This window comes from Gemmatimonadota bacterium (genome assembly GCA_022560615.1).
Lineage (GTDB): Bacteria > Gemmatimonadota > Gemmatimonadetes > Longimicrobiales > Gaopeijiaceae > UBA1138.
In genome coordinates, this window is record JADFSR010000017.1 from 1 (window position 1) to 25,252 (window position 25,252).

General features: G+C 64.2%; 21 protein-coding genes and 2 pseudogenes. 11 read left to right on the forward strand and 12 right to left on the reverse strand.

Annotated features, from left to right (window positions below):
- The 4 genes from IIB36_10945 to IIB36_10960 all read right to left on the reverse strand — a co-directional run.
- A partial coding sequence (locus IIB36_10945; protein ID MCH7532257.1) for a hypothetical protein occupies positions 1-210 on the reverse strand: 210 nt, incomplete at its 3' end.
- A 118-nt stretch (positions 211-328) separates the two neighbouring features.
- Positions 329-1,105 (reverse strand): ATP-binding protein, encoded by a 777-nt coding sequence (locus IIB36_10950; protein MCH7532258.1) that lies wholly within the window; start codon positions 1,103-1,105, stop codon positions 329-331.
- Positions 1,102-2,709, reverse strand: coding sequence for an IS21 family transposase (locus IIB36_10955; GenBank protein MCH7532259.1), 1,608 nt, complete (start codon positions 2,707-2,709; stop codon positions 1,102-1,104). The genes IIB36_10950 and IIB36_10955 overlap by 4 nt, the downstream gene beginning before the upstream one ends.
- A 611-nt stretch (positions 2,710-3,320) precedes the next feature.
- Positions 3,321-5,576: a carbohydrate binding family 9 domain-containing protein gene (locus tag IIB36_10960; protein MCH7532260.1), complete on the reverse strand. Its 2,256-nt coding sequence runs from the start codon at positions 5,574-5,576 to the stop codon at positions 3,321-3,323.
- A 115-nt stretch (positions 5,577-5,691) separates the two neighbouring features.
- Between IIB36_10960 and IIB36_10965 the strand changes: the two genes are divergently transcribed.
- The 3 genes from IIB36_10965 to IIB36_10975 all read left to right on the forward strand — a co-directional run bounded on the left by IIB36_10965 (position 5,692) and on the right by IIB36_10975 (position 7,953).
- A complete protein-coding gene (locus tag IIB36_10965; GenBank protein ID MCH7532261.1) occupies positions 5,692-6,348 on the forward strand; it encodes an ATP-binding cassette domain-containing protein in 657 nt (218 codons plus the stop codon).
- On the forward strand, positions 6,345-7,148 hold the full coding sequence (gene fetB / locus IIB36_10970) for an iron export ABC transporter permease subunit FetB (protein MCH7532262.1): 804 nt from the start codon (positions 6,345-6,347) through the stop codon (positions 7,146-7,148). Before IIB36_10965 ends, fetB begins: the two co-directional genes overlap by 4 nt.
- Before the next feature lie 412 nt (positions 7,149-7,560).
- The gene (locus IIB36_10975; GenBank protein MCH7532263.1) at positions 7,561-7,953 is read left to right on the forward strand and encodes a PqqD family protein; all 393 of its coding nucleotides are present in this window, start codon (positions 7,561-7,563) and stop codon (positions 7,951-7,953) included.
- Between the two features lie 13 nt (positions 7,954-7,966).
- Here the strand turns inward: IIB36_10975 and IIB36_10980 are convergent, their stop codons facing one another.
- A complete protein-coding gene (locus IIB36_10980) occupies positions 7,967-8,779 on the reverse strand; it encodes a hypothetical protein (protein ID MCH7532264.1) in 813 nt (270 codons plus the stop codon).
- Between the two features lie 271 nt (positions 8,780-9,050).
- Here IIB36_10980 and IIB36_10985 point away from each other — a divergent pair, with 271 nt between their 5' ends.
- Together IIB36_10985 and IIB36_10990 are read left to right on the forward strand one after the other, a co-directional pair.
- On the forward strand, positions 9,051-10,025 hold the full coding sequence (locus tag IIB36_10985) for a hypothetical protein (protein MCH7532265.1): 975 nt from the start codon (positions 9,051-9,053) through the stop codon (positions 10,023-10,025).
- Between the two features lies 1 nt (position 10,026).
- A complete protein-coding gene (locus IIB36_10990; protein ID MCH7532266.1) occupies positions 10,027-11,271 on the forward strand; it encodes a nucleotidyltransferase family protein in 1,245 nt (414 codons plus the stop codon).
- Here the strand turns inward: IIB36_10990 and IIB36_10995 are convergent.
- The 5 genes and pseudogenes from IIB36_10995 to IIB36_11015 form a co-directional block, all read right to left on the reverse strand.
- Positions 11,188-11,388: pseudogene (locus IIB36_10995) on the reverse strand (transposase). The gene IIB36_10990 and the pseudogene IIB36_10995 overlap by 84 nt on opposite strands.
- Before the next feature lie 21 nt (positions 11,389-11,409).
- A complete protein-coding gene (locus tag IIB36_11000) occupies positions 11,410-11,601 on the reverse strand; it encodes a DUF2061 domain-containing protein (protein MCH7532267.1) in 192 nt (63 codons plus the stop codon).
- 14 nt (positions 11,602-11,615) lie between these two features.
- A complete protein-coding gene (locus IIB36_11005) occupies positions 11,616-12,815 on the reverse strand; it encodes an FAD-dependent oxidoreductase (GenBank protein ID MCH7532268.1) in 1,200 nt (399 codons plus the stop codon).
- A 19-nt stretch (positions 12,816-12,834) separates the two neighbouring features.
- Positions 12,835-13,680, reverse strand: a complete 846-nt coding sequence (locus IIB36_11010; GenBank protein MCH7532269.1) for a TauD/TfdA family dioxygenase — start codon at positions 13,678-13,680, stop codon at positions 12,835-12,837.
- 40 nt (positions 13,681-13,720) lie between these two features.
- Complete coding sequence (locus tag IIB36_11015; GenBank protein MCH7532270.1) at positions 13,721-14,827, reverse strand: serine hydrolase; 1,107 nt, start codon at positions 14,825-14,827, stop codon at positions 13,721-13,723.
- Positions 14,828-14,985: 158 nt separating this feature from the next.
- Here IIB36_11015 and IIB36_11020 point away from each other — a divergent pair, with 158 nt between their 5' ends.
- Positions 14,986-15,477: a DUF456 domain-containing protein gene (locus IIB36_11020; GenBank protein ID MCH7532271.1), complete on the forward strand. Its 492-nt coding sequence runs from the start codon at positions 14,986-14,988 to the stop codon at positions 15,475-15,477.
- Positions 15,478-15,501: 24 nt separating this feature from the next.
- On the opposite strand, the gene IIB36_11025 is transcribed toward IIB36_11020, so the two are convergent.
- Positions 15,502-16,434 (reverse strand): creatininase family protein, encoded by a 933-nt coding sequence (locus IIB36_11025; protein MCH7532272.1) that lies wholly within the window; start codon positions 16,432-16,434, stop codon positions 15,502-15,504.
- A 22-nt stretch (positions 16,435-16,456) separates the two neighbouring features.
- On the opposite strand from IIB36_11025, the gene IIB36_11030 reads away from it, so the two are divergent.
- From IIB36_11030 to IIB36_11040, 3 genes and pseudogenes are all read left to right on the forward strand, one after another.
- Positions 16,457-16,942 carry a DinB family protein gene (locus IIB36_11030; protein MCH7532273.1) on the forward strand — a complete coding sequence of 162 codons (486 nt, stop codon included), beginning with the start codon at positions 16,457-16,459 and terminating at the stop codon, positions 16,940-16,942.
- Positions 16,943-17,010: 68 nt separating this feature from the next.
- Positions 17,011-18,296: pseudogene (locus tag IIB36_11035) on the forward strand (amidohydrolase family protein).
- Positions 18,297-18,715: 419 nt separating this feature from the next.
- Positions 18,716-19,312: a hypothetical protein gene (locus IIB36_11040; GenBank protein MCH7532274.1), complete on the forward strand. Its 597-nt coding sequence runs from the start codon at positions 18,716-18,718 to the stop codon at positions 19,310-19,312.
- A 35-nt stretch (positions 19,313-19,347) separates the two neighbouring features.
- Here the strand turns inward: IIB36_11040 and IIB36_11045 are convergent, their stop codons facing one another.
- The gene (locus tag IIB36_11045; GenBank protein MCH7532275.1) at positions 19,348-20,106 is read right to left on the reverse strand and encodes a TerC family protein; all 759 of its coding nucleotides are present in this window, start codon (positions 20,104-20,106) and stop codon (positions 19,348-19,350) included.
- Positions 20,107-20,252: 146 nt separating this feature from the next.
- Here IIB36_11045 and IIB36_11050 point away from each other — a divergent pair, with 146 nt between their 5' ends.
- Positions 20,253-22,706, forward strand: coding sequence for an ABC transporter permease (locus IIB36_11050; protein ID MCH7532276.1), 2,454 nt, complete (start codon positions 20,253-20,255; stop codon positions 22,704-22,706).
- Positions 22,706-25,144 (forward strand): ABC transporter permease, encoded by a 2,439-nt coding sequence (locus tag IIB36_11055; GenBank protein MCH7532277.1) that lies wholly within the window; start codon positions 22,706-22,708, stop codon positions 25,142-25,144. The genes IIB36_11050 and IIB36_11055 overlap by 1 nt, the downstream gene beginning before the upstream one ends.
- Positions 25,145-25,252: the final 108 nt, after the last annotated feature.

The following is a 25,252-nucleotide window of genomic DNA, read 5'->3' on the forward strand; positions in this document are numbered from 1 at the left end:
ATGGAAGCGATCGACCTCTGGGACGAGCCGTCCTGCCACGAGCCGTCCGTCCGCGAGCCGTCCCTCCGGGAGCCGCTCAGCCGCAGGTCGTCCGGCCACGAACCGTCCGGCCACGAGCCGTCCGTCCGCGAGCCGTCCGTCCAGAAGTCGCACGTCCACAACCTGCACTCGACCGCGGTTTCCGCGGAAGTTGGCGAAGCCTCTTCCCAATTGTCACTTCTCACTAGGATGCCCCAGGTTTCTCACGAGCATGCCCCACCCCCCATCAGACAACCTGGGTTTCTAGGATCTGACTTCCTGACTTATTACGTGCTGGGCGCGAAATACGCTACCTCCTAGGGCGACTGGGGAGCGGAGCGGTCCGGAGACCGGGCCTCTGTTTGGTGCGATAGCTGTCGCCCTCAATGACGACCTGGTAGGCGTTGTGGGCGAGGCGATCGAGTGCACTCTGAGCGAGGATGGGGTCATCGAAGAGCGGGATCCACTCCTCGATACTGCGGTTGGAGGTGACGATGGTGGAGCTGCGCCGGTGGCGCTCAATGATGACCTCGTAGAAGTCGCTAGACTGCCGGGCGTCTAGTCTGCGGAGCGCGAAGTCATCGATGATGAGCAGATCAGGTGCGAGCAGACTACGCAGCGCCTTTTCGGTGGAGTTATCGGCCCGGGACTGATGCAGAAGTTTGAGCATCTGGTCTGAGCGCAGGAAGAGCACGCGGTGTCCGGCGCGGCACGCGCTGTGACCGAGGGCGCACGCGAGGAAGGTCTTACCGACACCGACGGGTCCGAAGAAGAGGACATCCTCACGGCGCTCGATGAACGAGAGGCTGAAGAGGTCACGGACGCAGTCGCGGTCGAAGGTGACGGGCGCGTCCCAGTCGAAGTCCTCGAAGGTCTGGGGTTCGTCGAAGCCGGCGCGGTCGAGGCGAGTGGAGAGGTTCTTGTGCTCACGGCGCTCGATCTCGTCGGAGAGGACGAGCTCGAAGAAGTCGAGGGGAGCGAGGCTGGTCTTGTTGGCGTAGGCGGCGCGGTCAGGCAAGAGGGGGACGAGCCCGGACAGCTTGAGGCGCTTGAGGACGGCCTTGAGCGAGGGTTTCACTTCGATCATGGGTCGATCTCCTGTGTGGGTGAGTTCGTGTGGGCGAAGCTTCCAGGCTCGCGGGCAAAGCGAGCGGGGAGGATTGGGCGGACCTCGCAGTCCGAGGGCACAAGGAAGGGCAGGCTGATCTGCTCGAGGTCCTGGCGTAGGATGGACTCGACGCGGCGGACATTGAGGAGCTCGAAGGCGAGGGCGCGCTGGCAGGCGAGGTCGATGCGACGGCTACCGTATTTTTGGCCGAGCCGGAGCAGTTTCTGGCCCTGGCGGAGCTTGGCCCAGGGGAACGGTCCGGCGAGGAGCTCGGTCATGAAGCGACCCACCTGCGGGCCATGCTCCTCAGCATGACGGATCAGGCGTTTGGGGTCGCGTAGCGCGTAGGAGGTGAGCTCGCTCGGGTAGTCGTCGTAGTCGGTGGCGCGCCCGCCCGGGACTTGCCTGGGATGGGTCTTGATGCGCTCACCGCCTGAGTAAACGCGCACGATCTTGCTGTTCGCCTCGACCCATACGGACTTGCCGATGTAACGGGTGGGCACGGAATACAGTGCCTTGTCGAAGCTGATGTGGTGGTCGGGGTGGACCTTGCACTGGCCCCAGGACGGGGGGTCGTAGCGCTCCCGCGTGAGGGGCAGGAGCTGGTCGCGCTCGATCTCCTCAAAGACGTCCAGGGGCCGTTGTCGGGTGGTACCGTGGATGCGGGTGCCGGCGGTCTCGAGGCACCACCGGGTGGCGTGGTTTTGCAGGTGCTCGATGTGACGCCAGTCCTCGCCGCGGAAGAGGTTCTCGCGGACGTAGGGCACACCACGTTCGGCGACAGGTTTTCCCGTGGGGTGACGGGAAGCGGCGGCGTCTATTACGAACCCGCGGTAGCGCGCGTAATCCTCGAAGCTGCGGGCGAAGATCGGGTCGTAGAGGTCGGCCTTGGTGACGGCTGCCTTAAGGTTGTCGAGGACGACGCGCTGACTAACTCCACCGAAGAAGATCCAGGCGTCCTCGAGGCCGCTGATAAGGTCTGGAAACTTCTGTGAGTGAGTGACGTGAACGTACTGGTGTCGGCTGCTGGGCAAGACCACGACCAGTGCCCAGGCGGTGCGTCGGCGGTCCGTCTCGGGGTGTGGGATCAGGCCGAGCTTGCCGAAATCGACCTCGGCGAGCTCGCCCGGATCACACTCAGCCCTACGGAGGGTGACCCGCCGGCGCTCACGGAATCCGCAGTGCTTGATCGCGAAGCGGTGCAGCGAACTGTAGGGGACATCCACGCCCGAGCGGCGGCGGAGTAGCCCATGCACTTTGGTTAGCTGCAGTCCGCGCTTCTTGCCCGGCGGGGCCTTCAACCACTCCCGGATCTGCTCCCGGTGCGGCAGCAGTCGTTGCTCGACTTCCCCCGGACTACCGTCGCCGGACGGACGCAGTCGCCGGTAGATCGTTGCCGCCAGCTCTTCTGTCGGCTCCTCGCCACCGGGGCTCCAGCCCAGCTCCGCTGCCGTCGTTACGTACCGTCGAATCGTCTTCCTGCAGTGCTCCGTATGACGGGCGACCGTCGCCTGGCTCTCCCCTCGACCGAGCCGTCGTAGCACGTTGAGGATCTCCCACATGTCCACCTCCCGATAGGCCATCTCGCACACCTCCCTCGATTGGGTTCAGTGCGTCGATGATGACCGGTGAAGGCGTCTGCGGGGGGTGGGGCATGCTCGTGAGAAAAACGCCCAAAAGGTGGGGCATGCTCATGAGAATAACGCCCATTACCTGGGGCATGCTCATGAGAAACTCACCCTCCAGGGTGGGGCATGCTCATGAGAATGGGTGGGGCATGCTCGTGGGAAATGACACCATCACCAACGAGGCACTCCGGCGGGTGCCACACCTATCTGATCGTGGCACCAGTTTCCGCGGGAATCGCTGAGAGCGGGAGGCGCTGATCCGCTTCAGAGAATGAACGATCGACCGTCTCATTGCGCGCGGTCCCCAGCCCCGCGACCGCCGCGCTCCCATTTGCTGCATAGGAATCCGCCATCGAACTTCCGAGAACGGAGTACCGGACGGGTCGCGCCTGGCCGTCCCGAGCGGGCCGGATGCGCACAAATCCGCTACCGGGGTCGCAAATCACGAGACTGCTGATGCGAACTATTCGTAGGTCGATCTTGGATCGCAGTGGTGTTCTGGTCCGTCGCGCCCGAGGCGGCGAGCGGCGCCTGGCAGTCCGTAGGGGCTCGACAGCGAATGCCGCTCAGAACGCCAGCAGCTTCGTCCCCTTTAGCGTGATGCCGCGCTCCAGTACGGCCGCGGTGACACCGTCGGCCAGCGATCGCCTCTCCGTGAGGACGAGGAAGAAATCCGAGAGCGGTGCGTGGATGAGGTTGAAGCGGACGTTGGTGATCAGTTCTTCGGTCGCTTCGTTGTACTGCACGAAGCCCATCACGAAGGTCCGAGTATCACGCGCGTAGCGGAGTCGCGCGCTGAACAGGTCGGCCGTGAAGGCGCGCCCCGCCAGATCCAAGTCGTTGTGTTGTGCCGCGAGGTCGAGGGAAAAGTGCTCGTTCGGTCGGAACTTCATGCGCCCCGAGACCGACGTCCGCCGCCCGTCGTAGAAGTCGCCGCCGCTCACGGAGACCGATCCCGAGAGCACCTCGCTCGCCGGTGCGGAATAACGGATCGAGGACTCGCGCCACTCATACGTCCCTGCCGAAACCGCCGCGCCCGCGATCGAGGTGGCCTCGAAGAGGCGCTCGTAGCGATCGGCGTAGTTGAAGCTCAGCGACCCGCCGTTCATGAATCTGACGTTGAACCGGGGGGTGATCGAGCGCGACTCGACGGAGCCTTCCAGGGTCGTGAAAAAATCGACGTCGACGACCGGGTTGATCTCGAGCACTCCCCTGCGTCGGAGCTGGGGGTGGACGCCGGCGGTTCCGAAGTACCGGTGCACCCCCCTCCGGTCGACGAAGCCGACGCCCGGGTTGAACCCGTCTCCCACGTTCTTGTAGAGGCCGGACACGTTCACGATGTCACTTCGCCACGCGGCCTGGAGCATCGTCGCGCTCGTCTGATCCCCCACCGGTGAGCGCTCGTCGGTACCCGCGACATAGGCCGAGAGCACCAGGTTCTGGAAGAGGTTGAACGTCCCGTCCACGCCATAGGCGCGGTTGTAGTTGGCTGCGGTCCCGCCCGTACCCGTCTCCTGACGGCTCACGAACATCACTCCGACGGATGAGCCTCCCGACAGGTGTGCCTTCACGCGACCGACAGCGAAGTTCTCGGCAGCGGACACGCTGCCGCCATCCGGCCCTGCGAGCTCCCGTGTTTGCATCTCCAGGAAGCCGACTTCGAACCGCTCGCCGATGCGACCCGTGAGGCGGGCGCCTCCCAGGATCGGCAGCACTTCGCGGGTGGACGAAAGACCGATCCGGCGGGAATGGAAGAGCCGGAAGTTCCTCGAGGACGAGCCGGTGCGGAAATTCCGAATCGACACGTCCTGAAACGCGAAGGTGCCTTCGTTCTCCAGGAAGAAGTCACGCTTTTCCGGGAAGAACAGGCTGAAGCGGGTCAGGTTGACCTGCTCGGCATCGACTTCCACCTGACTGAAGTCGGTATTTGCGGTCAGGTCGAGCGTCATGCGCGGTGTGATCCCCCATTTCACGTCGAGTCCGACGTCTCGCGTCGTTTTCGTCACCGCCTGGCGGGACCCTTCGAGGCGGCTCCCGAGCGCGTACGGCTTCAACCACAACTTTCGAGCTCGTGGGAGGCCAGCGAGCCCCTCCAGGGTTCCGGCCATCGAGAACTTGTAGACCCGGTATTGAAGCGGAACCGGGGCCCACATCACGTCCTCGTTGTTGCGCCGGATTCTCCGGAAGAAGTTGAGGCCCCAGACCTGGCTTCCCTCGACGGGGTTGAATCGAAGCGTCGCGAACGGGATCGCCATCTCGACGAACCAGCTATCCTCGCTCACGGTCGTGCGGATGTCGGCGATGCCCTCCCACGCCGCGATGACGTCGCGCCCATCGTTGAAGGTCTGTGCGTCGTAGAGCGCGCCCGCCGGGTTCACGGCGAAGACGAAGCCGCTTTGACCATCGTGGTAAGAGTCGAACGCGACGCTGAACAGGTCGGAGCTAGGCGTGTCGTAGTCCGGCTCCAGACCCGGTACGTACAGGTGCTCGGTGTCGGAGTCGTATAGGCGCGCTCCGATGTACAGGTTGCTCTCGTCATACAGAATCCTCACCGACGTCGGTTCGGTCGCAGGCATGCCCGGAGCGGGCGTCACTTGAATCCACGTACCGGTGGAGGTGTCCGCTTGGCTCCACACGGCTTCATCGAGCACACCGTCGATGGTGATCGGCTCGCTGATCCTGAGCGCTGCGAGCGCAGGACGCGGCACCGAGACCGGATCGATCGGGTAGTCGGCACGTGCACCCGGGGAGGTCTGCCCTGCGGCGGTGCCGGCCATGAGAATGGAAAGAGCCGCTACGCCGAGGGGGATGGAGTGTCGCATGGGTCGAAGAGTATAGCGGAGCAGGTCCGAGAATAATCGGTACGATGTCGGTTACAATGAGTGGTTGTAGTCGACGGTGCGATCACCCTTCGTCGGAGTGTATGTGACACCTCCCGTGGACCGAACGCCCATTCTGACCGCTGAGAGCCTCGGGCGCCGCCTCGAGAACGGCTGGATCTGGCGTGGGCTGGACCTGAGGCTCGCCGCCGGAGAGCGTGCGGTTCTGACAGGCCGGTCGGGTACAGGTAAGTCGCTACTGCTCCGCACGTTATGCGGCATCGATCGTCCTGACGAGGGACATGTTCACCATCGCGGGGAGCTCGTGACCGGCCATGAGCTTCCGCGGTTTCGGGCGCGGGTTGTGTACGTGCAGCAGCAGCCCGTTCTGATTCCCGGCACCGTACTCGATAACCTCGAGCTCCCGCTGCGCTTCCAGGTCAACGCCGGGCGAGGCACGCGGGACGGCAGGGCTGCGGCATTGCTCTCGCAGCTAGGGAAGTCTGTCGGGTTCTTGGATCAACGGGCGTCGGTTCTGTCCGGGGGCGAGGGCCAGATCGTCGCCCTCGTGCGGGCTCTTCTTTTGGAGCCGGAAGTTCTGCTTCTCGACGAGCCCACCGCCCACCTCGACGCCGAAGCCACCGAGCGCGTGGAGGAGGTGGTCCTCGAGTGGGTGGATGCCGGAGACCGAGCTGTGCTCTGGACGAGCCACGACCGCGCGCAGGTCGATCGTGTGCGCCGCGGACCCGCCATCGAGTTGGGAAGCGCGTCGTGAACGCATACATCGATGTTACCTGGCCGTCCCTACTCATCGCGGCTTCCCTCCTCATCGCGAATCTGGTGCTCTCCGCGGTGCTACGGCTGGGTATGGGCAGGCGGTTGCTCGTGGCCGGCACACGCATGGTCGTGCAGCTCTTCCTGTTGGGCCTGGTGCTCGAGTGGGTGTTCGAGTCCGCCAACGGGCCTGCGGTCCTGGCATTGGGCCTCCTGATGAGTGTAGTGGCGGGCGTCACGGCCGTTCGCCGGACCTCGATCAGGTTCCCCGCGGCCTACCTGGACTCCGTAGTCGTCATCACAACGACGGCGTTCCTGGTCACGGGCGTCTCCGTGCTGGGGATCCTCCGGCCGACCCCGGTGTGGGATCCCCAATACGTGATCCCGCTATTGGGGATGTTGCTCGGCAATGCCCTCACCGGCATCTCATTGGGGCTCGATCGCTTCCTCACCGGGGTGCTGGCAGATCGGACACAGGTGGAGGGCTTCCTCGCGCTGGGCGCCACACGATGGGAAGCGGCACGGGACTCGGTGCGCGAGGCGCTACGAGTAGGCTTGATCCCCACCGTGAACTCGATGCTCGTGATGGGGATCGTCAGCCTGCCCGGGATGATGACCGGGCAGATGCTTGCCGGCGCGGCCCCAGCGGATGCGGTCCGATATCAGATCATGATCGTCTTCATGATCGCGGCGACCGTGTCGACGGCGACGTTCGGCGTGACGATGCTCGCGTATGGCCGGATCTTCACGTCGGACCATCGGCTGAGGAGTGCCAGCGAGTTGGGGATAGAGCTGGGCTAGCGTAATATGCGTCGTTGGTAGCTGTGGAGGCCCGATTTCCCGGCGCCTCTCGTCCGGCGGACGCCAACGAATGTGGCGCACCCACTTCATCTGTGGGCAGCGCGCCACAGTCCCTCAAACGGCATGTTTCTTGGCGAGCGTTGCAATGGCGCGTCCGCGCGCGCCTGGCATTTCCGTCGATGAATTCGAGTGACGGCTGTGAATTCAAGACCTTTGAAGTTTGGATAGGATCGCGTTCGAATAGTTCCGCCTTGTCCCTTCACTTCGTCCCGTGCGAGACTGCTGGCGACGGTGCGGAAATTGCACGGATAGTGGATCTTGCAGGAAGCTTTCAGCACGATACGACCCATGGCTAGGGCGCGTGCGCCCGTCGACCCACGACCCGTCGACCCACGACCAGGAGGCCGGTCCCATGAATCCGAAGGCACGCGATAGCCATCTTCTCGTCCACCAGGTCGAGGACGAAATGGTGGTCTACGATCGGACCCAGAAACGGGCTCACCGGCTCAACGAAGCCGTTGCGAAGGTGTGGAGTCTGCTGGACGGGGAGCGGTCGGTGAACGAGATCGCTGGCGAACTCGAAGTCGACGAAAGCGTCGTCGCCCTAGCGGTCGATGACCTAGCGAACGCCCAACTGCTGGAATCCAGCGAGCCCCTTTCGGTCTCGAGGCGTTCGGCCCTACGCAGAGTTGCGAGCGCGGCGGCTGTCGGAGTCCTGCTACCTGTTGTGGCGTCCATTCCGGCTCCGTTGGCTGCGGAGGCGGAGTCGGACGGGGCGATATGCGACGCACCCTGTACTTTTTGAGAAGGATCTTGCATCAAATTGCGGGGAGGGCTTTTAGTGCATCGAGGAGGGCCGAAGCCGTTTCACTGGCCTCTCCGCGATCGCCTTCCAGACCTCCGGTGCCCGTGACCGCCTTGGCAAGCACGCTGAGCGCGAACTCCGGTCTACTCCGCGCCACTACCGTGTTTTCGAACAGGGCCATCATGGCCCGCGCTTTCGTGATTCGCTGAGGATTCCACGTAGCACCGTCGCGAAACCTCGTGATTACGGTAAGACCCATCGGCACGGCGGGCGCCTCCTGCTGACCACCGAGTGCCTCCGCAGTGTGTAGGCGAGGGGGCCCGCCCTCGCGTCGTTGGGACAGAGGTTTGGGATACGCGTGAACTCGGCCCTCGCGATCCAGGACCGCATATTCGTCCGAAAAGTACTCACCGCCGGCGTTGACCAGGGCCATGACCAGTGAACTCTTTCCGGTCTCGGTTCGCCCCGGAACTACGACCGCTTGTCCTTTCCATTGCACCACCCCCGCGTGAACGAACAGGAAGTCTCGCGCAGCGAGCGCGACCTGGAAGTGCATGTCCGATTCGAGCTCGCGACAGACCTGGGAGAGGCTGCGACACGATCCTATGCCGACTCCGTCCCGCGTGAGTCGGTACTTGGTGTGGTCGGAGACGGACCGAGGTGGAACGCTCTCGACCGAGTAGACCGTGTCGGAATCTTCAGTCGTGATCGGCCGCGCTCGAGGAGGGAGCCGAGGCCGTAGGTCGGATGCGAATGACTCGGCTGCCCGAATCGTGATCCGAGCCCCGAAAGCCTCGAAGGCGATGGCGTTGTGCGACGGTGTCATACCTTGGAATCTATCTCAGACGGCTTCCGGGCACTCATCGACTTTGCGCCAGTCAGAATCCGGGCTTTGGGATCTGCTGGTCGATTTCTATCGCGAGTGACAGCCCGGATGCATGGCGAAGCGGAAGAGTTCCCCAACGAATAACATCCAACGGCTACCTGGCTGACGTCTATGCGTCCGTCGCCGCCGCGTTCCTCCGAGACTGGTCTCGGGGCGGGGGGAAAGAAACCTCCCTGATCCTCGAGGTCGGCGGCGGTAGCGGTCTGGTTGCGTGGCTCTTCTTGAATCGTCTTATGCGACGCGACATCAGCCTTCAGGCGAGGAGATTCCCGACTTCGACTACCTACTTACGGATGCGGCGGCCAGCAACGTGCAAGCTTGGAGCGCGATCCCCCGGCTCCAGCACCTGGTGGAGGTCGGGCCTCTCGATCTGGGCGTTCTGAAGATTGGTGGAGAGATCGCGGTAGAGAGGTCCTCGTCCACGAACGAGACAGAACTGGACCTCACCGCCCGGCCCGTTGTTCTCATCGCCAACTATGTGCTGGACTCCGTGCCCTGTGAGATGATTCGAGTCCGTGATGGCAGCGTCTTCCAGGAGCTGATCGCGCTCGAGAGCGAGGACCGACAGCACGAGGACGCCGATGATTTCCGAGGGCTGAAGCCCCGGTTCGAGTCACAGGAGCTTCTCCAGCCCTATACAGGGCATGCGGGGGTGAACGAGGTACTCGATGGCTACCGCGAACTCCCTCGAGAAGCGTGCATTCCCGTGCCCCTCGAAACCATCGCGTTTCTCGAGAACTTTCTGCGCTCCGACTTCCCCTTCCTCATGCTCGCCGGGGACCTCGCGTACACGACACCCGAGTTCGAGCGGGAGCCGCCCCTCGTCCTTTCCGACTACGTCGCGTGCACCGTCAACTTCCACATGCTTGGAAAGATCTTCGAACAATGGGGCGGAGGTACCAGATTCGCACAACACGCCAACGCTCAATTCTTGGAGGAGGAAGCGTCTCGCTTGCTCTTCGAGCTTCTCGACGGCGAGCCCGGCTATTGGACGGCGATGCCGGGCGCCGACCTCGCGCCCTCCGAGCTCGTTGAGTGGCTTCTCACCGTGGAGGAAGACGACTTGCACCTCGACCACATGGTCCTTCGCCTATCGGTGGCGGCCTTCTCACGCTTGGACGCCTCGGAGCACCCCGCCCTAGCTTTACGGGCTCGATCCGATCTCTCAGAGGCCGAGGAGACCTGAGGTGGGTGCCCAACATCTCGACTCGTACCTCTTGACGCAGTGTCTCCGGCGTGGGCCAGACGTGGGCCTTCACTCCAAGCTTCGCGGGATCAATGTCGAGACATGGCGTGAGCTGGTCGATCGAGCGGCGTGGCATGGCGTGGCTCCACTGCTCTACCACAGACTCGGACTCATTGAGAATCTTGTGATCCCACCGGAGCAGTTCGCACGGCTTCGCGATCTCTACGTCCACTGTCTCCTGATGAACCGGGTGATCCTGGAGCAGCTCTCGGAGATCGTTCGGGAGACGACCGGGGCGGGCTGTTCGGTTCTGTTCCTCAAGGGTGCCTACCTTGCGCATTGCGTCTACGAAGAGGCGGCCCTACGACCGACGGGCGATATCGATCTGTTGGCGCCGGCCCACGACGCCGAAAGGGTACAGCGCCTCCTCAAGACCCTCGGCTATCGCTACGCCGCAGGGACCGAGGCCATCGACTACTCCGGACTCCACCATCTGAGACCGGTATCTAGGGTGGATTCGGTCAACGTCGAGGTGCACCACGACTTGGCGCCTACGGGGGCACCTTTCGTGCACGACATCGTCGGCCTATGGGGTAGATCGACCCGCACGCGGGTTGGCGATCTCGACCTTCCTCATCCGGCGCCTGATGACCTCCTGCTTCATGTGTGCACCCATGCGGCCTACAACGATGAGTTTCGGCTGGGGCTGGCGGTGGTGTGTGACATCGACGCAGTGGTTCACAGGCTGGGCCACCAGTTGGACTGGGAACGACTCATTCAGACCGCTAACTCGGATGGCCGCTCTCACTTCGTGTATGCGGCTCTCCGTCTAGCTCAGGTGCTGCTCGAAACTACGATCTCGGAGAATGTGGTCGCTTCACTCGACCACGACCAGGCCGACGACGAGGTGTTGGAGGCGGTTGTCGTCTACGTGCTGAGCACTGCCGAAACGTTGCCTACCACGCTCAGGTCCATGGGAGAGGTCATGACGGCGAGTGACAAGCTCAAGACGCTATGGCGGGGACTCTTCCCGCCACCGCAGACGCTGCGACGCATCTATCGCCTCAGACCTGGAACCAAGCTCCAGTTCCTCTATTACGTTGTCCGGCCTTTGGATCTCCTTCTTCGACGGGGGCGTAAAGTCCTCGGCTTCCTCATCAGATCACCTCGCTCGAAGCCCGCGCGGGAGAAGGAGCGGCACCGGCGCATGATCCGGGCATGGGCGCAAGGGAAGGCATCCTTCTGAAGGCGTCCGCGAACCACCAAGAAGGGGACCTGCCCCGTCGGCGGCGCGTGAGAACACGCCATCGAGCACGACGAGGTGGAAGTGGCAGTGGGTCTTGAGAGCGGAGCCGAAGCGATGCCCGACGGGCTACTCGCCCCCTCACCTGACCCGCTGCCACGTGCGTTCGTGCACGTAGAAGATGAGCAGCTTGGCGACGATCTCGACCCCCCCGATCGTCACCGCGAGCTCGATTTCTCCGGTGAACGCCAGGACGATGAGAATCGTGGTGGCGGTGGCGACGATACGCCAGCTCAATGACTTGAGGATGCTGCGGCCTCTGGAATCACTCATCGGCTGCTACGTCCCTAGCGGGCGGACAGTGCGCTCGGGAGTACGAGCGCCGCGAGCGAAAGGGCGACCGGTGCCCCACGCATCGCGTCGAAGAGCCGCATGTGCGCCCCCACGATGCGCCTGCGCGCTTCCTCGTTCGGTTCGAGCGACCACTCGCCCTCCTCGGACGTCCCTCCCAAGGCGATGCCGTCGCTTCTCGGCTGCATGTGGATGAAGCCGCCGGCGCCGGGAAGCCCACCGAACGTTGCGTAGTTCACGTCCTGCTGGGGCACCAGCACGGTGAGTTGACCCTTCAACGGAGTGAGCTCGCGGTCGCCGAAGAGATCGTGCGATCCCAGTCCGGTGCAGTTCACGACGATCGGCTCTTCGAGGGCCATCAGGTCGCGCGGGGTATCGAACTTCCGGATGACGATGCGACCCTCGAAGCGGAGGAAGTCACGGACCAGAGCGTCCAGGTAGGTGGACGGCTCGATCCGCAGCGTGGTGCTCTGGCTGGCGTACCGAGTAGGGAACGGGTGCTCACCAGGACCGAGCAGCGTGGATCCGGTCCGGAGCTCAGGGGGCAACAACGGGTCCGGGTCCGCGCTTCGGCCTCCGCCCGTGGGTGCCGAGTCTCTCAGCGCGTACGAGTCGATCCAGGAAACTCCGTACTCGGGCCCGATGAGCAGTTGTAGTTGCCGATAGGCGATTCTTGCTGCCTGCCGGAGCTGAGTGTCCCACGCTGTGGTGCGGCGACGCCGGTCGACGAGTCCGGACGTGGGGGTCCATGCGGCGAGCGACATGTTCGAGGTCGTGTCAGGAGGGACGCTCATGGCGTAGATGGTCACGTCGAAGCCGCGCCGCTGTAGCTGCCGTGCCGTCGTCAGGCCGACCACTCCGCACCCGATCACTGCGGCCCGCCGCTCGTCCCGCTCTACGGCGATGTCTGCCGCCATCGAGCCAGTGCCCCACGACAGCGACATCCCTGAGCCTCCGTGGCCGTAGTTGTGGATCAGCGTCTTGTCGTCGAGGCGCTCGGCTCTGAGCACGAAGCCGGACGGTCGGTACGGTCGCAGTCCGACTGTCGTTCTGATCACGCGATCCCAAGACGCCCTGACCGGTGCGAGACGGAGTCGCGGGGACGGGAGGGAGAGCCCCGACGCGCGTGAACAAGCTCCGAGGCCCAGACCGAGCAGGCCCATGCCACCGGTCTTGAGCAGTGTCCGTCGATCCATGTCTCTCCCTCGCTCGAGGTCAGCCCGTGGGGCGCGTCCCCTTCACGGTGACACGATAGCCCGAGCGCAGCTGCGGAAAGTAGTCCCACACGGCGAAGTGTTGCGTGCAACGGTTGTCCCAGAATGCGATCGAATGCGGCGCCCAGCGGAAACGCATGTGCAGCTCTGGATTGCGCACGTGCTCGAAGAGAAAAGCGAGCAGTGCGTCGCTCTCCGCTTGGGGTAGACCGACGAGTCGTGTCGTGAACATGCGGTTCACATAGAGGCACTTTCGTCCGCTGTCCGGATGCACGCGCACCACCGGGTGCTCGCATTGCGGGTAAGCCTTTCCGCCGCCATCCCGACCAATAATGCGGTTCACCTCTTCATAGTAGGGAGCCCCGTCGTGGATCGCCGTCAGTCCGTCGAGCATCTCCTTCATGCGATCGGAGAGTGCCTCGTAGGCCGCGTACATGCTCGCGAAGAGGGTGTCACCGCCGTTCGGCGGCACGGCGAACATCCTCAGGATCGATCCCATAGGAGGCTCCGGCGAACACGACACGTCGGAGTGCCACATCGCTCCCGCGATCCGCTTCGAGTCCTCGTCCGCGTGGATGACCATGACTTCCGGATGGCCCTCGAGCCCAGGATCGTTGGGATGGATGTCGAGCTCCCCGAAACGCGCCCCGAACGCCTTGTGAGCTTCGACGGAGATCTCTTGGTCCCTGAAGAAGATCACCTGGTGCTCGATCAGGGCCCCATGGATCGCATCGAACGTCGCGTCATCCAGAGGTCGGCCCAGATCGACGCCGGATACCTCAGCGCCGATCGTGGGGGTGACCGGTTGAATGGTGATGCCGGCTCGTTGTGCCACTGTGTCGCTCATGGTCGCCGTTTGGAGGGACGCGGCCGAAGGTACCTCGCGGCTAACCCCAGGGATATGGCCCCGGCATCTCTACGCCCCTCGCCTCGAAGAGCAGCTCGATCATCCGGTGCCACGACTCCCAGCTGGTCGTGCGCCCGTACACCGAGTTGGTTTTGTGGGCGACTACGAGATCGATCGCTGGAAAAACCGTGATCCACTGGCCGACCGCGCCACGACCCGTGTAGGCGCCCTCGAAAGGTCCGATCGCGCTGGGCCCGTCCCAAACCCACCACATGTAGCCGTACCCGAAGTACCCGTCGCGCCGGCGCACCGGGTTCATCTGCTCGAGTGGAGTCACGACGCTGCGAATTTGGCGTGCCCAGTCACGAGGGATGATCTGGCGGCCGTTCCAGTTCCCCTCGTTCAGCATGAGGTGCCCGACGCGTGCCATGTCCCGTGTGGACAGATGGAAATGGTAGGCGGGGTTCCGGGAGATATCGAGATTGCCGCTCTTCTCGTGCACGGAGCGGTCCCAGTCCTCGAATTCGATGGGGATCGTGATCTGCGACTGCATCTCATCGTAGATATCCCGCCCGGTCAGTTGCTCGAAGACCGCACCGGCCGCGTTGAAGTCCCAGTTGCTGTACAGCATGTACGTGCCGGGCTCCTGAGAGCCGCGCTCGGGCGCCTCGGCGAGGTTGTCGCCGCCGTTCGAGGCCGGGTGGTATACCCCGGAGCGCGCGGTAATCAGGTGCCGCACCTTGGCCTGTCGCTCGATGGGAAGCAGGCCGCCGACGTCGTCCACGCCCAGGTCCTCCAGCGTCGCGTCGAGATCGATCGTGCCGTTTTCGACCCAGTAGCCGTACAGCATGGCCAAGATGCTCTTACGAACCGAGGCCAGGTACGAGAGCTCTTCGGTGTCCCCGAAGCGGTAGACCACTCGGCCCTTGTCGACGACCACCACGCCGGTCGAATTCGAGTTGTCGCGCAGGTGCTCGGTAACGTCGCGTAGCGCCTGTCGGTCCCAACCGTACTGCGCCAACTGCTGCGGTCTGACCGTCTCCCACTCCTCGCCGGGGAAGACGCAATCGGGGCATTGGGCCGCCGCCGGCGCGTAAAGAACGAGCGAGAGGAAGAGCGTGGAGAGCAAGGTAGCGCGACGGGTCATGGCTCGACTCCAAAGGTCTCGGCAAGGGGTGAAGGTAGGCTCTACATCGCGGACCTTCCAGACGCCACGTCTGTTCCCGGCCCAACGAAAGCGAATCCTCGCGCTCCCCGAGCGGGTAGTATTCAGTAGCAGTGCCTGCCTCTTTCACGGTCTGCCACATGAGCATTCTTCTTTCCATCGTGGTCGTTCTGGCCATGCTCGCCTGCCTGGTCCTGATCCCGCTGGGCCTACCGGGGCTGTGGCTCATCGTCGTCATCACGATAGGGCTCGTGCTGCTCGGCAGCCTGTCCTGGACCTTCGGGCTCATCGTCGCGGGGGTGGCGCTCATCACCGAGATCGCCGAGTTCGGTGTGCTGAAGAAGTTCGGCGACGCGTACGGAGGCTCCAGGAAGGCCTTTTGGGGAGCCGTGCTGGGCGGCATGGCCGGTCTCTTCGTCGGCGTCCCCGTCCCGATCATCGGACCGATGATCACGGCGTTCCTGGGCACCTTCATCGGCGCCGGGCTCGTGACGTACGTCGAAACGCTCTCGCTCAAGACGTCGGCCAAGGTCGGGTGGGGCATGTTGTTCGCCCGCACCGCTGCCGTGGCGCTCAAGATCGCGGTATCCGTGGCGGTCATCGCGGCGGTGGGCGTCGCGCTCCTACTTTAGGGTACGGCCTGGGTAGGCGCCGACTCACCCGATGCCGGGCGGCCTGAGCTCGTTCCAGCGCCCGATGAACGCCACGGCCGCGTCGACGAAGCTCTCGGCGCTGGTGCGGCCACGCTCCAACGTCGCCTCCGCGGGGTCCCGCACACCCCAGACCCCGGTCGTTGACATCTGCGCGGCCGACGTGCCCTTTCCCGTCGCTTCGTCTTTCAGCCCCTCGGCCAGGAAGACTGTGAGCGCAGTCGGGTCACCGGCCAAGACGTCGGGCAGCATCTCCTCCATATGCGGAGGGAGCGTCAGTTCGGCAGGGTAAGCGGCGTCGAGATCCACCAGCTCTGGAATCAAGTAGAGCGAGTTGGACGTCTCCCCGGTGCCGCCGTGGCGGTCGAACACGGGCTCGGTGGGACCGGGCAGCGCGCGCGACGCTGTGCGGTCCGTAAACGGGACCACGACCGCGCCGAGATCAACGGCGATCCCCTCGGTTTCTTGGTTGATGCGATCGACGATGAAGGTCGTGATCGCCCGGTTGCCGCCGTGGGCGTTCAGGATGAGGAACCGCTTGAACCCGTGGTGCATCAGACTTTTGGCGGCCTCGACGTAGACCTCCTGGATGAGCGAGGCCGGCAGTGACACCGTGCCGGCGAATCCCATGTGATACGGCGACTGCCCGGGCAGGAGTATCGGCGCGACGAGCACGTCCGCACGCTGCGCGATGAGTTTCGCGCGCTCCACTCCGTTCAGATAGTCCGTGCCGATCGGCAGGTGCGTGCCGTGCTGCTCCAGCGAGGCGACGGGGATGATGACCATGTCGCTTATCGTGAGCAGATCATCCACTTCGGGCCGCGTCATGTGCGGCAGGTAATTCTTCACCTTTTCGATCCGCGGCAGTTCCGTGTTCTGTGCCGCCAGCGGCGGGGCGAAGAGCGAGGTGATCATCAGTAGCAGGGCGAGGCGCTTCATTCGTGCTTCTCCGTCCAGGTGTGTGCGTTGCCTGGCCGATCGTACGGTATACTGTCCGGCGTGGCCATTTCCCGGAGAGCGACCGTGGAGATCCGAGACAGCGCTTCTTTCGCCGGGCGATGGGCGCTTTAGTCCCGGCGACCTCGGGCGCCACATCGCGGCCACCGAGCGCTGGATGTGGGGGGAGAACGTGCTGGGCCTTCCTTCCCGATATCCGGGACATGGGAGCGACCTGGCCGAGGGGAGGCCGGCCGTCCTGGAGTATCTCGACTCCATGCAGGACGCGACCGCTCGGATCGTCGCGGGCCTCAGCAGCGATCAGCTCGAGTCGAAGGTCGCCACGGTCGGCGGCGTCGAAATGCGCGTGTGGGAGTGGCTGCGCCTCATGATCGAACACCAGATCCACCACCGTGGTCAGCTCTACGCGGTGCTCGGCGAGATGGGGGTCGAGACCCCGCCGCTCTATGGGCTCACCGAGCCGGAGGTGAAGGCCCGGAGTAGCATCTAGCGCACCACGGCTGAACCCTCCATGAAGTATTAGTCGCTCTGACGATCTCCTGCCACGGAGGCTTCCTTATGCGCTTGTCCCCCAGCTCGATCCTGCTTGTCTCCTTGCTCGCCGCGTGTGGCGGCAGTGTACCCGCACCCGCACCTGCGGCTCCAGAGACGGTTCTCGAATCCCCGCCGACTTCGGACGATACCAGCTACGACGTCGTGATCGAAGGCGGCCGGATCGTCGACGGAACGGGCAACCCGTGGTTCCCGGGCGACGTGGGAATCCGAGGGGACCGTATCGCTGCCATCACTCCGCCCGGGATGCTCGCTGGTTCGCCGGCACGCAGCCGAGTGGACGCTACGGGAATGGTCGTATCACCGGGCTTTATCGACATCCAGAGTCATTCCCGTTCCGCCTTCTTGGGCGATGGGGATGGACGAGTCGTCTCCAAGACCACCATGGGTGTCACGACAGAGATCATGGGCGAGTCGGCCACCAATGGGCCGGCGAGTCCAGCGATGTTGGCTGCGGCCGCCGGTGCCGCCGGACGCACGGTCTTCGAGACGTTCGGCGAGTGGATGGACGCCATGCAGGCGCACGGAGCGAGCTCACGGCATGCTTCCCGCCATGGGCGTCGGCAGATGGCCTGCTTCTCGACAACCTCGCGGATCCCGAAACACGCGAGCGGATCCGCGACGAGATCGAAAACCAGACCACAGACTGGGAGAATCTCTGCACGCTCTCGACGCCCGAGGGCACCCTCCTCCTCGGATTCAGTACGGTTGAGAATCGGAAGTACCGTGGCTGGTACCTGGACGACATCGCCGAAGACCAGGGCAAGAATTGGATCGATGCCGCGTTCGACCTGGTGCTCGCCGAGAGCGGGAGAATTGGCACGATCTTCTTCATGATGAGCGAGGAGAACGTCGCCCTTCAGATCGCTCAGCCGTGGATCAAGTTCGGCACAGACGCGGGCGGCGTCGACCCGGTTTGAGGCTCGGGGCCTGACGCATCCCCGCGCGTACGGGACGTTCACACGCGTTCTTGGCAGGTACGTGCGCGCGAGCAGGGGGCGACCACACTCGAAGAGGCCGTGCGCAAAATGTCGTCGGCGGTCGCGACACGGCTCCACATCAAGAACCGCGGCTTGCTCAAGGAAGGATTCTTCGCCGATGTCGTCGTTTTCGACCCGGAGACCGTCGGCGACAACGCTACGTATGAAGAGCCGCACCAACTGTCGACCGGCGTGCACCAAGTGTTCGTGAATGGGGTTCCGGTCGTCACGAACGGGCAGCATACGGGTGCGCTGCCGGGCCGACCGGTACGTGGCCCGGGCTGGAGGAGATTGAAACAGCGCCATGCGTAGTCCGTAGGTAGTGATGTGTGGGGTGGTGACGCGGTGGAGCTTCGGGCTCGAGGAGGGGATGTGGGTGATGAGTGTGGACGAAAGGATTCGATTTCTGCTACGGACAGCCCTCCGTGCAGAGGGAGGGGGCGATCTTCGGGTCGCAGATCTCTTCCGTCGAATGGCCGAGGAGTTGCGCCCAATGGAGCGTGCTCTGGCCTCAGTAGTCGACCGGTAGACGGGAGCTACTCCGAGTAGTTCGAGCGCCGAAGCCTTTACATGACGAGGCCCGGCCGCCAACGGCGGTCGGGCCTTCGTGCGCGTGCCATCGTGGGTGTTTCACCGGATTCCCCGGTCGGTTGATCTGTGTACCTTTGTCCGCTGTTGTGATTCCTGGGGTCTGCCCAAGGATCCGAACTCCGACAGGACTATACGAAACGATGAAGCGTTTTGCGATGCTCCCGGCCTTGGCCTTCGCGGTCGCCGCGTGCGGTGGTGGCGAGCCGGCTGATGGTGGTGCCGACGCCACTCCTTCCGCACCGTCTACCGCCGCCACGAGCTCGGCACCGGTGGCCCCCTCTGGCCCGCTGACCATTCCGGACTGGTTTGACGTCGATGCCGATGCGCAAACGGTCCATATGACCCTCACTTCGGGCTCGACGCCCGACAACAACCACTGGAACTACAACGGCGCCATCAAAGGCAGTATGGCGATCACGGTTCCGGAGGGATATACCGTCACGATCGACCTCGTCAACGATGACCCCATCATGGCACACAGCTTGGGGATCTCGGCGGAGACCTCGAACTTCAGTGGAGTCATCGAGCCGGTCGCGGTGTTCGACGGGGCGATCACCGAGAACCCCGGGTCGATGATCGACGGGACCATGCCGGGTGAGACCGAGACCGTCACTTTCGTCGCCGAGACCGCCGGCAACTACTCGCTCGTCTGTTACATCGCTGGTCACTCCTTGACCGGCATGTGGCTCTTCTTCAACGTCTCGAGCGACGGCTCGGTCGGAGTCCAGGGAGCCTAGAAGAGCTCCGACGGATGCCGAGGAAGCTACGCGCGCTACGTAGCTTCCTCGGAGTCCGGTAGGGTGGGACCGCGCAGGTGCACGGGCGCCTTCTTCGCTTTGATCCGCAGGTTGAGCATCTCCACGAATACGGAGAAGCCCATCGCGAAGTAGATGTACCCCTTCTCTATCTCCTGTCCCATGCCTTCGGCGACCAGCGCCATGCCGATGAGTAACAGGAAGGAGAGCGCGAGCATCTTGAGCGTCGGGTGAGCGTTCACGAAGCGGCTTACGCTGTTGGCGGCGACGACCATGAAGGCGCCGGCGATGATCACCGCGATGACCATGACCGCGAGGTGCTCGGCCACTCCGACAGCGGTGATCACCGAATCGAGCGAGAACACGATGTCGAGCAGCGCGATCTGCACGATGACTGAGGAGAAGGACGCGCTTTTTACGGTGCCGTCCTGGTCTTCCTCGTCGCCCTCGAGCTTGTCGTGGATCTCACGCGTGGCCTTGAAGAGTAAGAAGATGCCACCACCGATCAGGATCAGATCGCGGCCGGAGAACTCGTGCCCCATGAGCGAGAAGAGCGGCGCGGTGAGCCCCATGATCCAGACGATCGAGAAGAGCAGGAGGACGCGCACTCCGATCGCGATCGTCAGGCCGACCTGACGGGCCTTCGCTCGCGACTCCTTCTTCACTCGCTCTGCCAGGATCGCGATGAAGATGATGTTGTCGATGCCCAGGACGATCTCGAGCGCCGTGAGCGTGAGCAGAGCGATCCAAGCCTCGGGGCTGTTGATCCAGTCCATGTAGGCGTGTCGGAGGGAGTTAACGGCGGAGGCCGGCCAAAGAGCCGGGCTGGACAAGCTACCCCGTGTACGGGGTCACGCCAAAACAGTTCTCGTCGTCGGGAAGGCCATGCCGGCGAAACAGCGCTTCCCCCCCGCGCGTAGGGTTGCCCGACGCTCAGGGAATCGAGGGCCGGGAGGTCGGGATGCAGGCGCTGTTCCAGGATCTGAGGTTCGGTGTACGGATGATGGCGAAGAGCCCGCTCGTCACGGCGGTCGCGGTGCTGTCCCTCTCTCTCGGCATCGCGGCAAACGCCACGATGTTCTCCCTGCTAAACTCGTTTCTGTTCGAGCCGCTGCCCTACGAGGACCAGGAAGAGCTCGTTCTCCTCCGGGAGGTGCGCGAGGGCGAGAGCATCGAGATGTCGGCGGGTGTCTCGATCCCGAACTATCTCGACTATTCGGAGGCGGCTAAAAGCCTCGAAAGCTCGACGGTGTATACCGTGGAGCCTGCGAATCTGACCGGGCTCGATGTGCCCGAGCAGCTGCAGGTGGTGGTCGGCACTCCCAATCTCTTCGATGTCTTTGGCGCTCAGCCGGCGATCGGGCGTGGCTTCCGCACTGAGGAGGGGCCCGAGGGCGCCGGCAACGTACTCGTCTTGGAGCACGACTACTGGCAGGCGCGTTTCCTGGGGGATCGAGACGTCCTGGGGCGTACGGTGACGCTCGACGGTACCGCTTACACCATCATCGGAGTCATGCCGGAGGCGTTCGACATGATCCCGGCGAACGTCCAGGCGTTTCGCCCCTCGGACTTCGCAGATCAGCGGGAGAGCCGCGCAGATCGCGGATACATTGCGTTCGGACGGCTCCGTCCCGGCGCCACGGCGCAGCAGGCCGAACTCGAAGTGGCCGGCGTCGCGCTACGGCTCGCGACCGAGTTTCCCGACTCTAATCGCGGATGGCAGATTCGCATGGTGCCTCTCCGGGAGTGGTTCCCGGGACCGACCGACACGCAGTTGCTCAAGATCCTCACGGCTGTCACGCTCTTCGGCCTGCTGATCGCGTGCGCGAACGTTGCGAATGTGCTGCTCGGACGCGCCGAGGAGAGGCAGAAGGAGGTCGCCGTGCGGATTGCGATGGGCGCCGGTCGGAAACGCATCCTCAAGCAATTGCTGACCGAGAGTGTACTGATGGGCGTCGGTGCCGGCCTGCTTGGCGTCGTCATGTCCATATGGACGGTGCGCTGGCTGCAGACTGCGATGCCACCGGAGTTGCCGGCGGCGTTCACACCGGAGCTCGACCTTGAGGTACTCGTCGCGACGATGTTGGTCGCGATACTCGCCGGCGTGGCGTTCGGAGTGGCACCAGCCCTCCACGCGGTTGGCGCCAATCTCCGGGAGGCGCTCGCTTCGGGTACTCGAGGCGGTACCGCGAGCCGCACGAAGAAGCGCCTGCGCAACGTCTTCGTGATCGGTGAATTCGCCGTGGCGCTGGCGCTGCTCAGTGGCTCTGGCTTCATGATCCAGGCATTCGACCGGCTCGTGAACGACGACCCAGGCTTCGATCCGAAAGGCCTCCTGACTTTCCAGGTGAGCGTCCTGGAGGATCGCTACACGGAGGACGATGAGGTCGCGCGCTACGAGGAGGAGATGATCCGCGCGCTCGATCAGATCGCTGGCGTCGAGGGGGTCGCGGTCATGTCGAGTCTGCCGCGCGGTCGCGGCAACCCGCAGACGCGTTATACCGTCGACGGCGGACCAATTCCGGAACCGACGGAACAGCCGGTCGCCGGCTTTCAGGTCGTCAATCGCGCGTACTTCGAGACGATGGAGATCCCCATCCGGAAGGGCCGCTACCTCGAGGCGTCGGACCGCGCCGACGCGCCGATGGTCGCGGTCGTGAGCGAGGCCTTCGTAAGGCGCGAGTTTGCCGACGAGGAAGTGATCGGGAAACAGATCACCGTTCGTGGCGAGTCGCGTCGGATCGTAGGCGTGGTGGGCGACATCCTGCAGGACCGGATGGCGCTCGCGGGACGCAACGGCGAGCAGATTTATTTGCCGCTGGCGCAGTTCCCGTTGCGAACGCCGAGATTCGCGTTACGCACCGCGGGTGACCCTGGCGAGCTCGCGGCGGACGTCAGACAGGCGATCTGGTCGGTCGAAGCGGACCAGCCGATCGCGCAGCTAAGGACGTTGCAGGCACACATGGATGAGTCTCTCGCCGGCCCGAAAGCCATTTCGATGTTCCTGATGGTCATGGGCGGCATCGCGCTGGTGCTCGCCGCCATGGGCATCTATGGCGTGATGGCACACGCGGTCACCCAGCAGCAGCGTGAGATCGGGATCCGCATGGCGCTCGGTGCGGGACGCGGAACGGTCGTCAGCATGGTTGCGCGTGACGGTCTGACCCTGGTCGGAGCGGGCCTCGTGGCTGGGTTGCCGCTCGCGTTCCTGATGTTCCGAGGCACGCTCAACATGCTGAACCTGTTCAATGCCGAGATGGGCTTCGCGTACCCGCTGGCTCTGTCGGGCGCGCTGCTCGTGGTGGCCGTGGCGGCCACGCTCATTCCTGCGCGCCGTGCGAGTGGCGTAGCGCCGGTGGCTGCCCTGAAAGACTGATGGACGAGCTCATCCAGGATCTCAGCTATAGCGTTCGACAGTTGGCCCGAAAGCCGGGCTTCGCGGCGGTCTTGGTATTGACGCTCGCGCTCGGCGTGGGCGCGAACACGGCTGTTTTCAGCGTCGTGCACGGCGTGCTCTTGCGGCCGCTCCCGTATCCGGAGGCCGATCGACTCGTGGTCGTGTGGACTCAGTTCCCGACCATGGAGCTGAACGAGTTCCCGGCGTCCTGGCCGGAGTACTCCGAATTCAGAGAGCAGAACCGCGCTTTCGAGGAGGTCGGCGCGTGGATCGGCGGCGAGCGGACCATCACCGGAGGTGACGCGCCTGAACGGCTGGCCGTGACGTCTTTCACCTGGACCATGTGGGACGTGCTCGGGGTGGATCCGCTATTCGGACGGGTCTTCACCGAAGAAGAGGACATCGACGGCAGTGACGACGTCGTGGTGCTCAGCCACGGGCTGTGGCAGCGCCGCTTCGGTTCCGATGCGGGTGTGGTCGGCCAGACCATCGAGCTGAACGGACGGACCACAGTCGTGCTCGGCGTCATGCCTGAGTCCTTCGAGTTCGATGTCAACGCCGAGGGTGAAGCCTGGCAGCCGATGGGTATCGATCCCGGCAACCCGCCCGGGCGCGCGAACCACTTCGCCTCGATCGTGGGACGTCTCCAGGCGGGTGTGACCTTCGAGCGCGCGCAGGAGGATCTGAGGTCCATCCTGACGCGTTGGGAAGAGGATGAGTCGATCGGCCACACTTGGCGCCGTCCGGGCCACCCCGCGTTCCTCCGGCCGCTCCATCAACAGGTGGTCGGCGACGTCGAGGCGTCGCTGTTCGTCCTGCTCGGTGCGGTCGGCTTCGTTCTTCTGATCGCATGCGCCAACGTCGCGAACCTGCTGCTCGTGAGGGGCGAGGCTCGCCAGCGCGAGATGTCGATCCGAGCCTCGGTGGGTGCCGGGCAAGGACGGATCGTCCGGCAGCTCGTGACGGAGAGCTTGGTCACGGCCTTCATCGGGGGCGCGCTCGGCATCGCGCTGGCGTTCGGAGGCCTGAAGGTGCTTCTGGCCATTGCACCGGACACGCTGCCCCGCGTGGAGACCGTTGGGCTCAACGGGACCGTGCTCGGCTTCTCCGCTGCCGTGGCCCTGGTCGCAGGTCTCCTGTTCGGCCTCGCACCGGCTCTTCAGGCCGCGCGGCTGAACATTCAGGCCGCGCTGCGTGAGGAGGGCCGGGGAGGCACGGCGAGCAAGGGTCGATTCCGCCTCCGCCAAATACTCGTCGTTTCTGAGATGGCGCTCGCGGTCGTATTGCTCATCGCCGCAGGGCTGCTCATGCAGAGCTTCTGGCGGCTCCAGAGTGTCGACCCGGGTTTCCGGTCGGAGAACGTGCTCGCGTTCAGCGTAAGCCCGCCGCCTGCGTCGTACCCCGACTCGTCGGACGTGACCGGCTTCTACCGTGACCTCATGCCTCAAATTGCGGCGATCCCGGGCGTCACGTCGGTCGGGGCCGTGCGCACACCACCGCTCGCGGGTAGCCTGCCCCCGAACGACATCCAGATCGAGAACTACGTACAGCCACAAGACGGTATCCCGACGAACGCGGACGTTCAGCTCGTCACGCCCGGTTACTTCGCAACGCTGGGTATCCCGCTCTTGCAGGGTCGTGTCTTCGAGGACCGCGATCAGCTGGACGGTGAGATCGTTGCGGTGATCGACGAGGTGCTCGCCCGGCGCTTCTTCCCCGGCGAGGATCCAACCGGTCGTCGAATCCGGCAAACTGGGTCCGCGTGGTCGACGATCGTGGGCGTGGTAGGTGGAGTACATCAGGAGTCCCTGGACATCGAGCCGCGCGCTCACTTGTACCTGGTGCACGCGCAGAGTCCAGCCACGTGGTTCGCCGTGCGGGACATGACGGTGCTACTGCGCACCGACGTGGAGCCGCTCGGTCTGGTCTCGTCGGTTCGGCAGGTCGTGGCCCGTATGGATTCCAACCTGCCGGTCTACGAGGTCACGACGATGGAGAATCACGTAGCGCGCTCGACGGCCACCGAGCGCTTCTCAATGTTCTTGCAACTCGTTTTCGCCGCCGTAGCGCTCGCGCTCGCGGTCATCGGCATCTACGGCGTCCTCTCGTACTCCGTGGCGCAACGCACCCAGGAAATCGGGATCCGCATGGCGTTGGGCGCAGACCAGGGGACGATCCTGAAGCTGGTCGTGGGTCAGGGGATGGTATTGGTCTTCGTGTCGATCGCTGTGGGAGTCATCGGCGCGCTGGCCACCGCCGAGGTCCTGTCGAGTCTTCTGTACGGCGTCAGCCCCCGTGATCCTGCGACCTACGTGGCAGTCACGGGTGTTCTTGCGGTGGTGGCGGCGTTCGCGTGCTACCTCCCCGCCCGCCGGGCGAGCACCGTCAGCCCGCAGACCGCGTTGCGCTACGACTGAGGGCGGTTGAAGTCGGTCCAGGACGGCAGAGGTCTCCCGACGCCCTGAGAATCGCGATTTCGATCCATTCCAATGTCCATATATATTGATTTGACGAATCAAAGTAAT

Excerpts from the sequence above, each read along its gene's own strand:
- IIB36_11020 (MCH7532271.1), top strand. The coding sequence starts at position 14,986 with ATGAGCATTCTTCTTTCCATCGTGGTCGTTCTGGCCATGCTCGCCTGC.
- IIB36_11000 (MCH7532267.1), bottom strand. The coding sequence starts at position 11,601 with ATGAGTGATTCCAGAGGCCGCAGCATCCTCAAGTCATTGAGCTGGCGT.
- IIB36_10960 (MCH7532260.1), bottom strand. The coding sequence starts at position 5,576 with ATGCGACACTCCATCCCCCTCGGCGTAGCGGCTCTTTCCATTCTCATG.
- IIB36_11025 (MCH7532272.1), bottom strand. The coding sequence starts at position 16,434 with ATGAAGCGCCTCGCCCTGCTACTGATGATCACCTCGCTCTTCGCCCCG.
- IIB36_11045 (MCH7532275.1), bottom strand. The coding sequence starts at position 20,106 with ATGGACTGGATCAACAGCCCCGAGGCTTGGATCGCTCTGCTCACGCTC.
- IIB36_11055 (MCH7532277.1), top strand. The coding sequence starts at position 22,706 with ATGGACGAGCTCATCCAGGATCTCAGCTATAGCGTTCGACAGTTGGCC.
- IIB36_10980 (MCH7532264.1), bottom strand. The coding sequence starts at position 8,779 with ATGACACCGTCGCACAACGCCATCGCCTTCGAGGCTTTCGGGGCTCGG.
- IIB36_11015 (MCH7532270.1), bottom strand. The coding sequence starts at position 14,827 with ATGACCCGTCGCGCTACCTTGCTCTCCACGCTCTTCCTCTCGCTCGTT.
- IIB36_11010 (MCH7532269.1), bottom strand. The coding sequence starts at position 13,680 with ATGAGCGACACAGTGGCACAACGAGCCGGCATCACCATTCAACCGGTC.
- IIB36_10955 (MCH7532259.1), bottom strand. The coding sequence starts at position 2,709 with ATGGCCTATCGGGAGGTGGACATGTGGGAGATCCTCAACGTGCTACGA.
- IIB36_10975 (MCH7532263.1), top strand. The coding sequence starts at position 7,561 with ATGAATCCGAAGGCACGCGATAGCCATCTTCTCGTCCACCAGGTCGAG.
- IIB36_10950 (MCH7532258.1), bottom strand. The coding sequence starts at position 1,105 with ATGATCGAAGTGAAACCCTCGCTCAAGGCCGTCCTCAAGCGCCTCAAG.
- IIB36_11040 (MCH7532274.1), top strand. The coding sequence starts at position 18,716 with ATGAAGCGTTTTGCGATGCTCCCGGCCTTGGCCTTCGCGGTCGCCGCG.
- IIB36_11005 (MCH7532268.1), bottom strand. The coding sequence starts at position 12,815 with ATGGATCGACGGACACTGCTCAAGACCGGTGGCATGGGCCTGCTCGGT.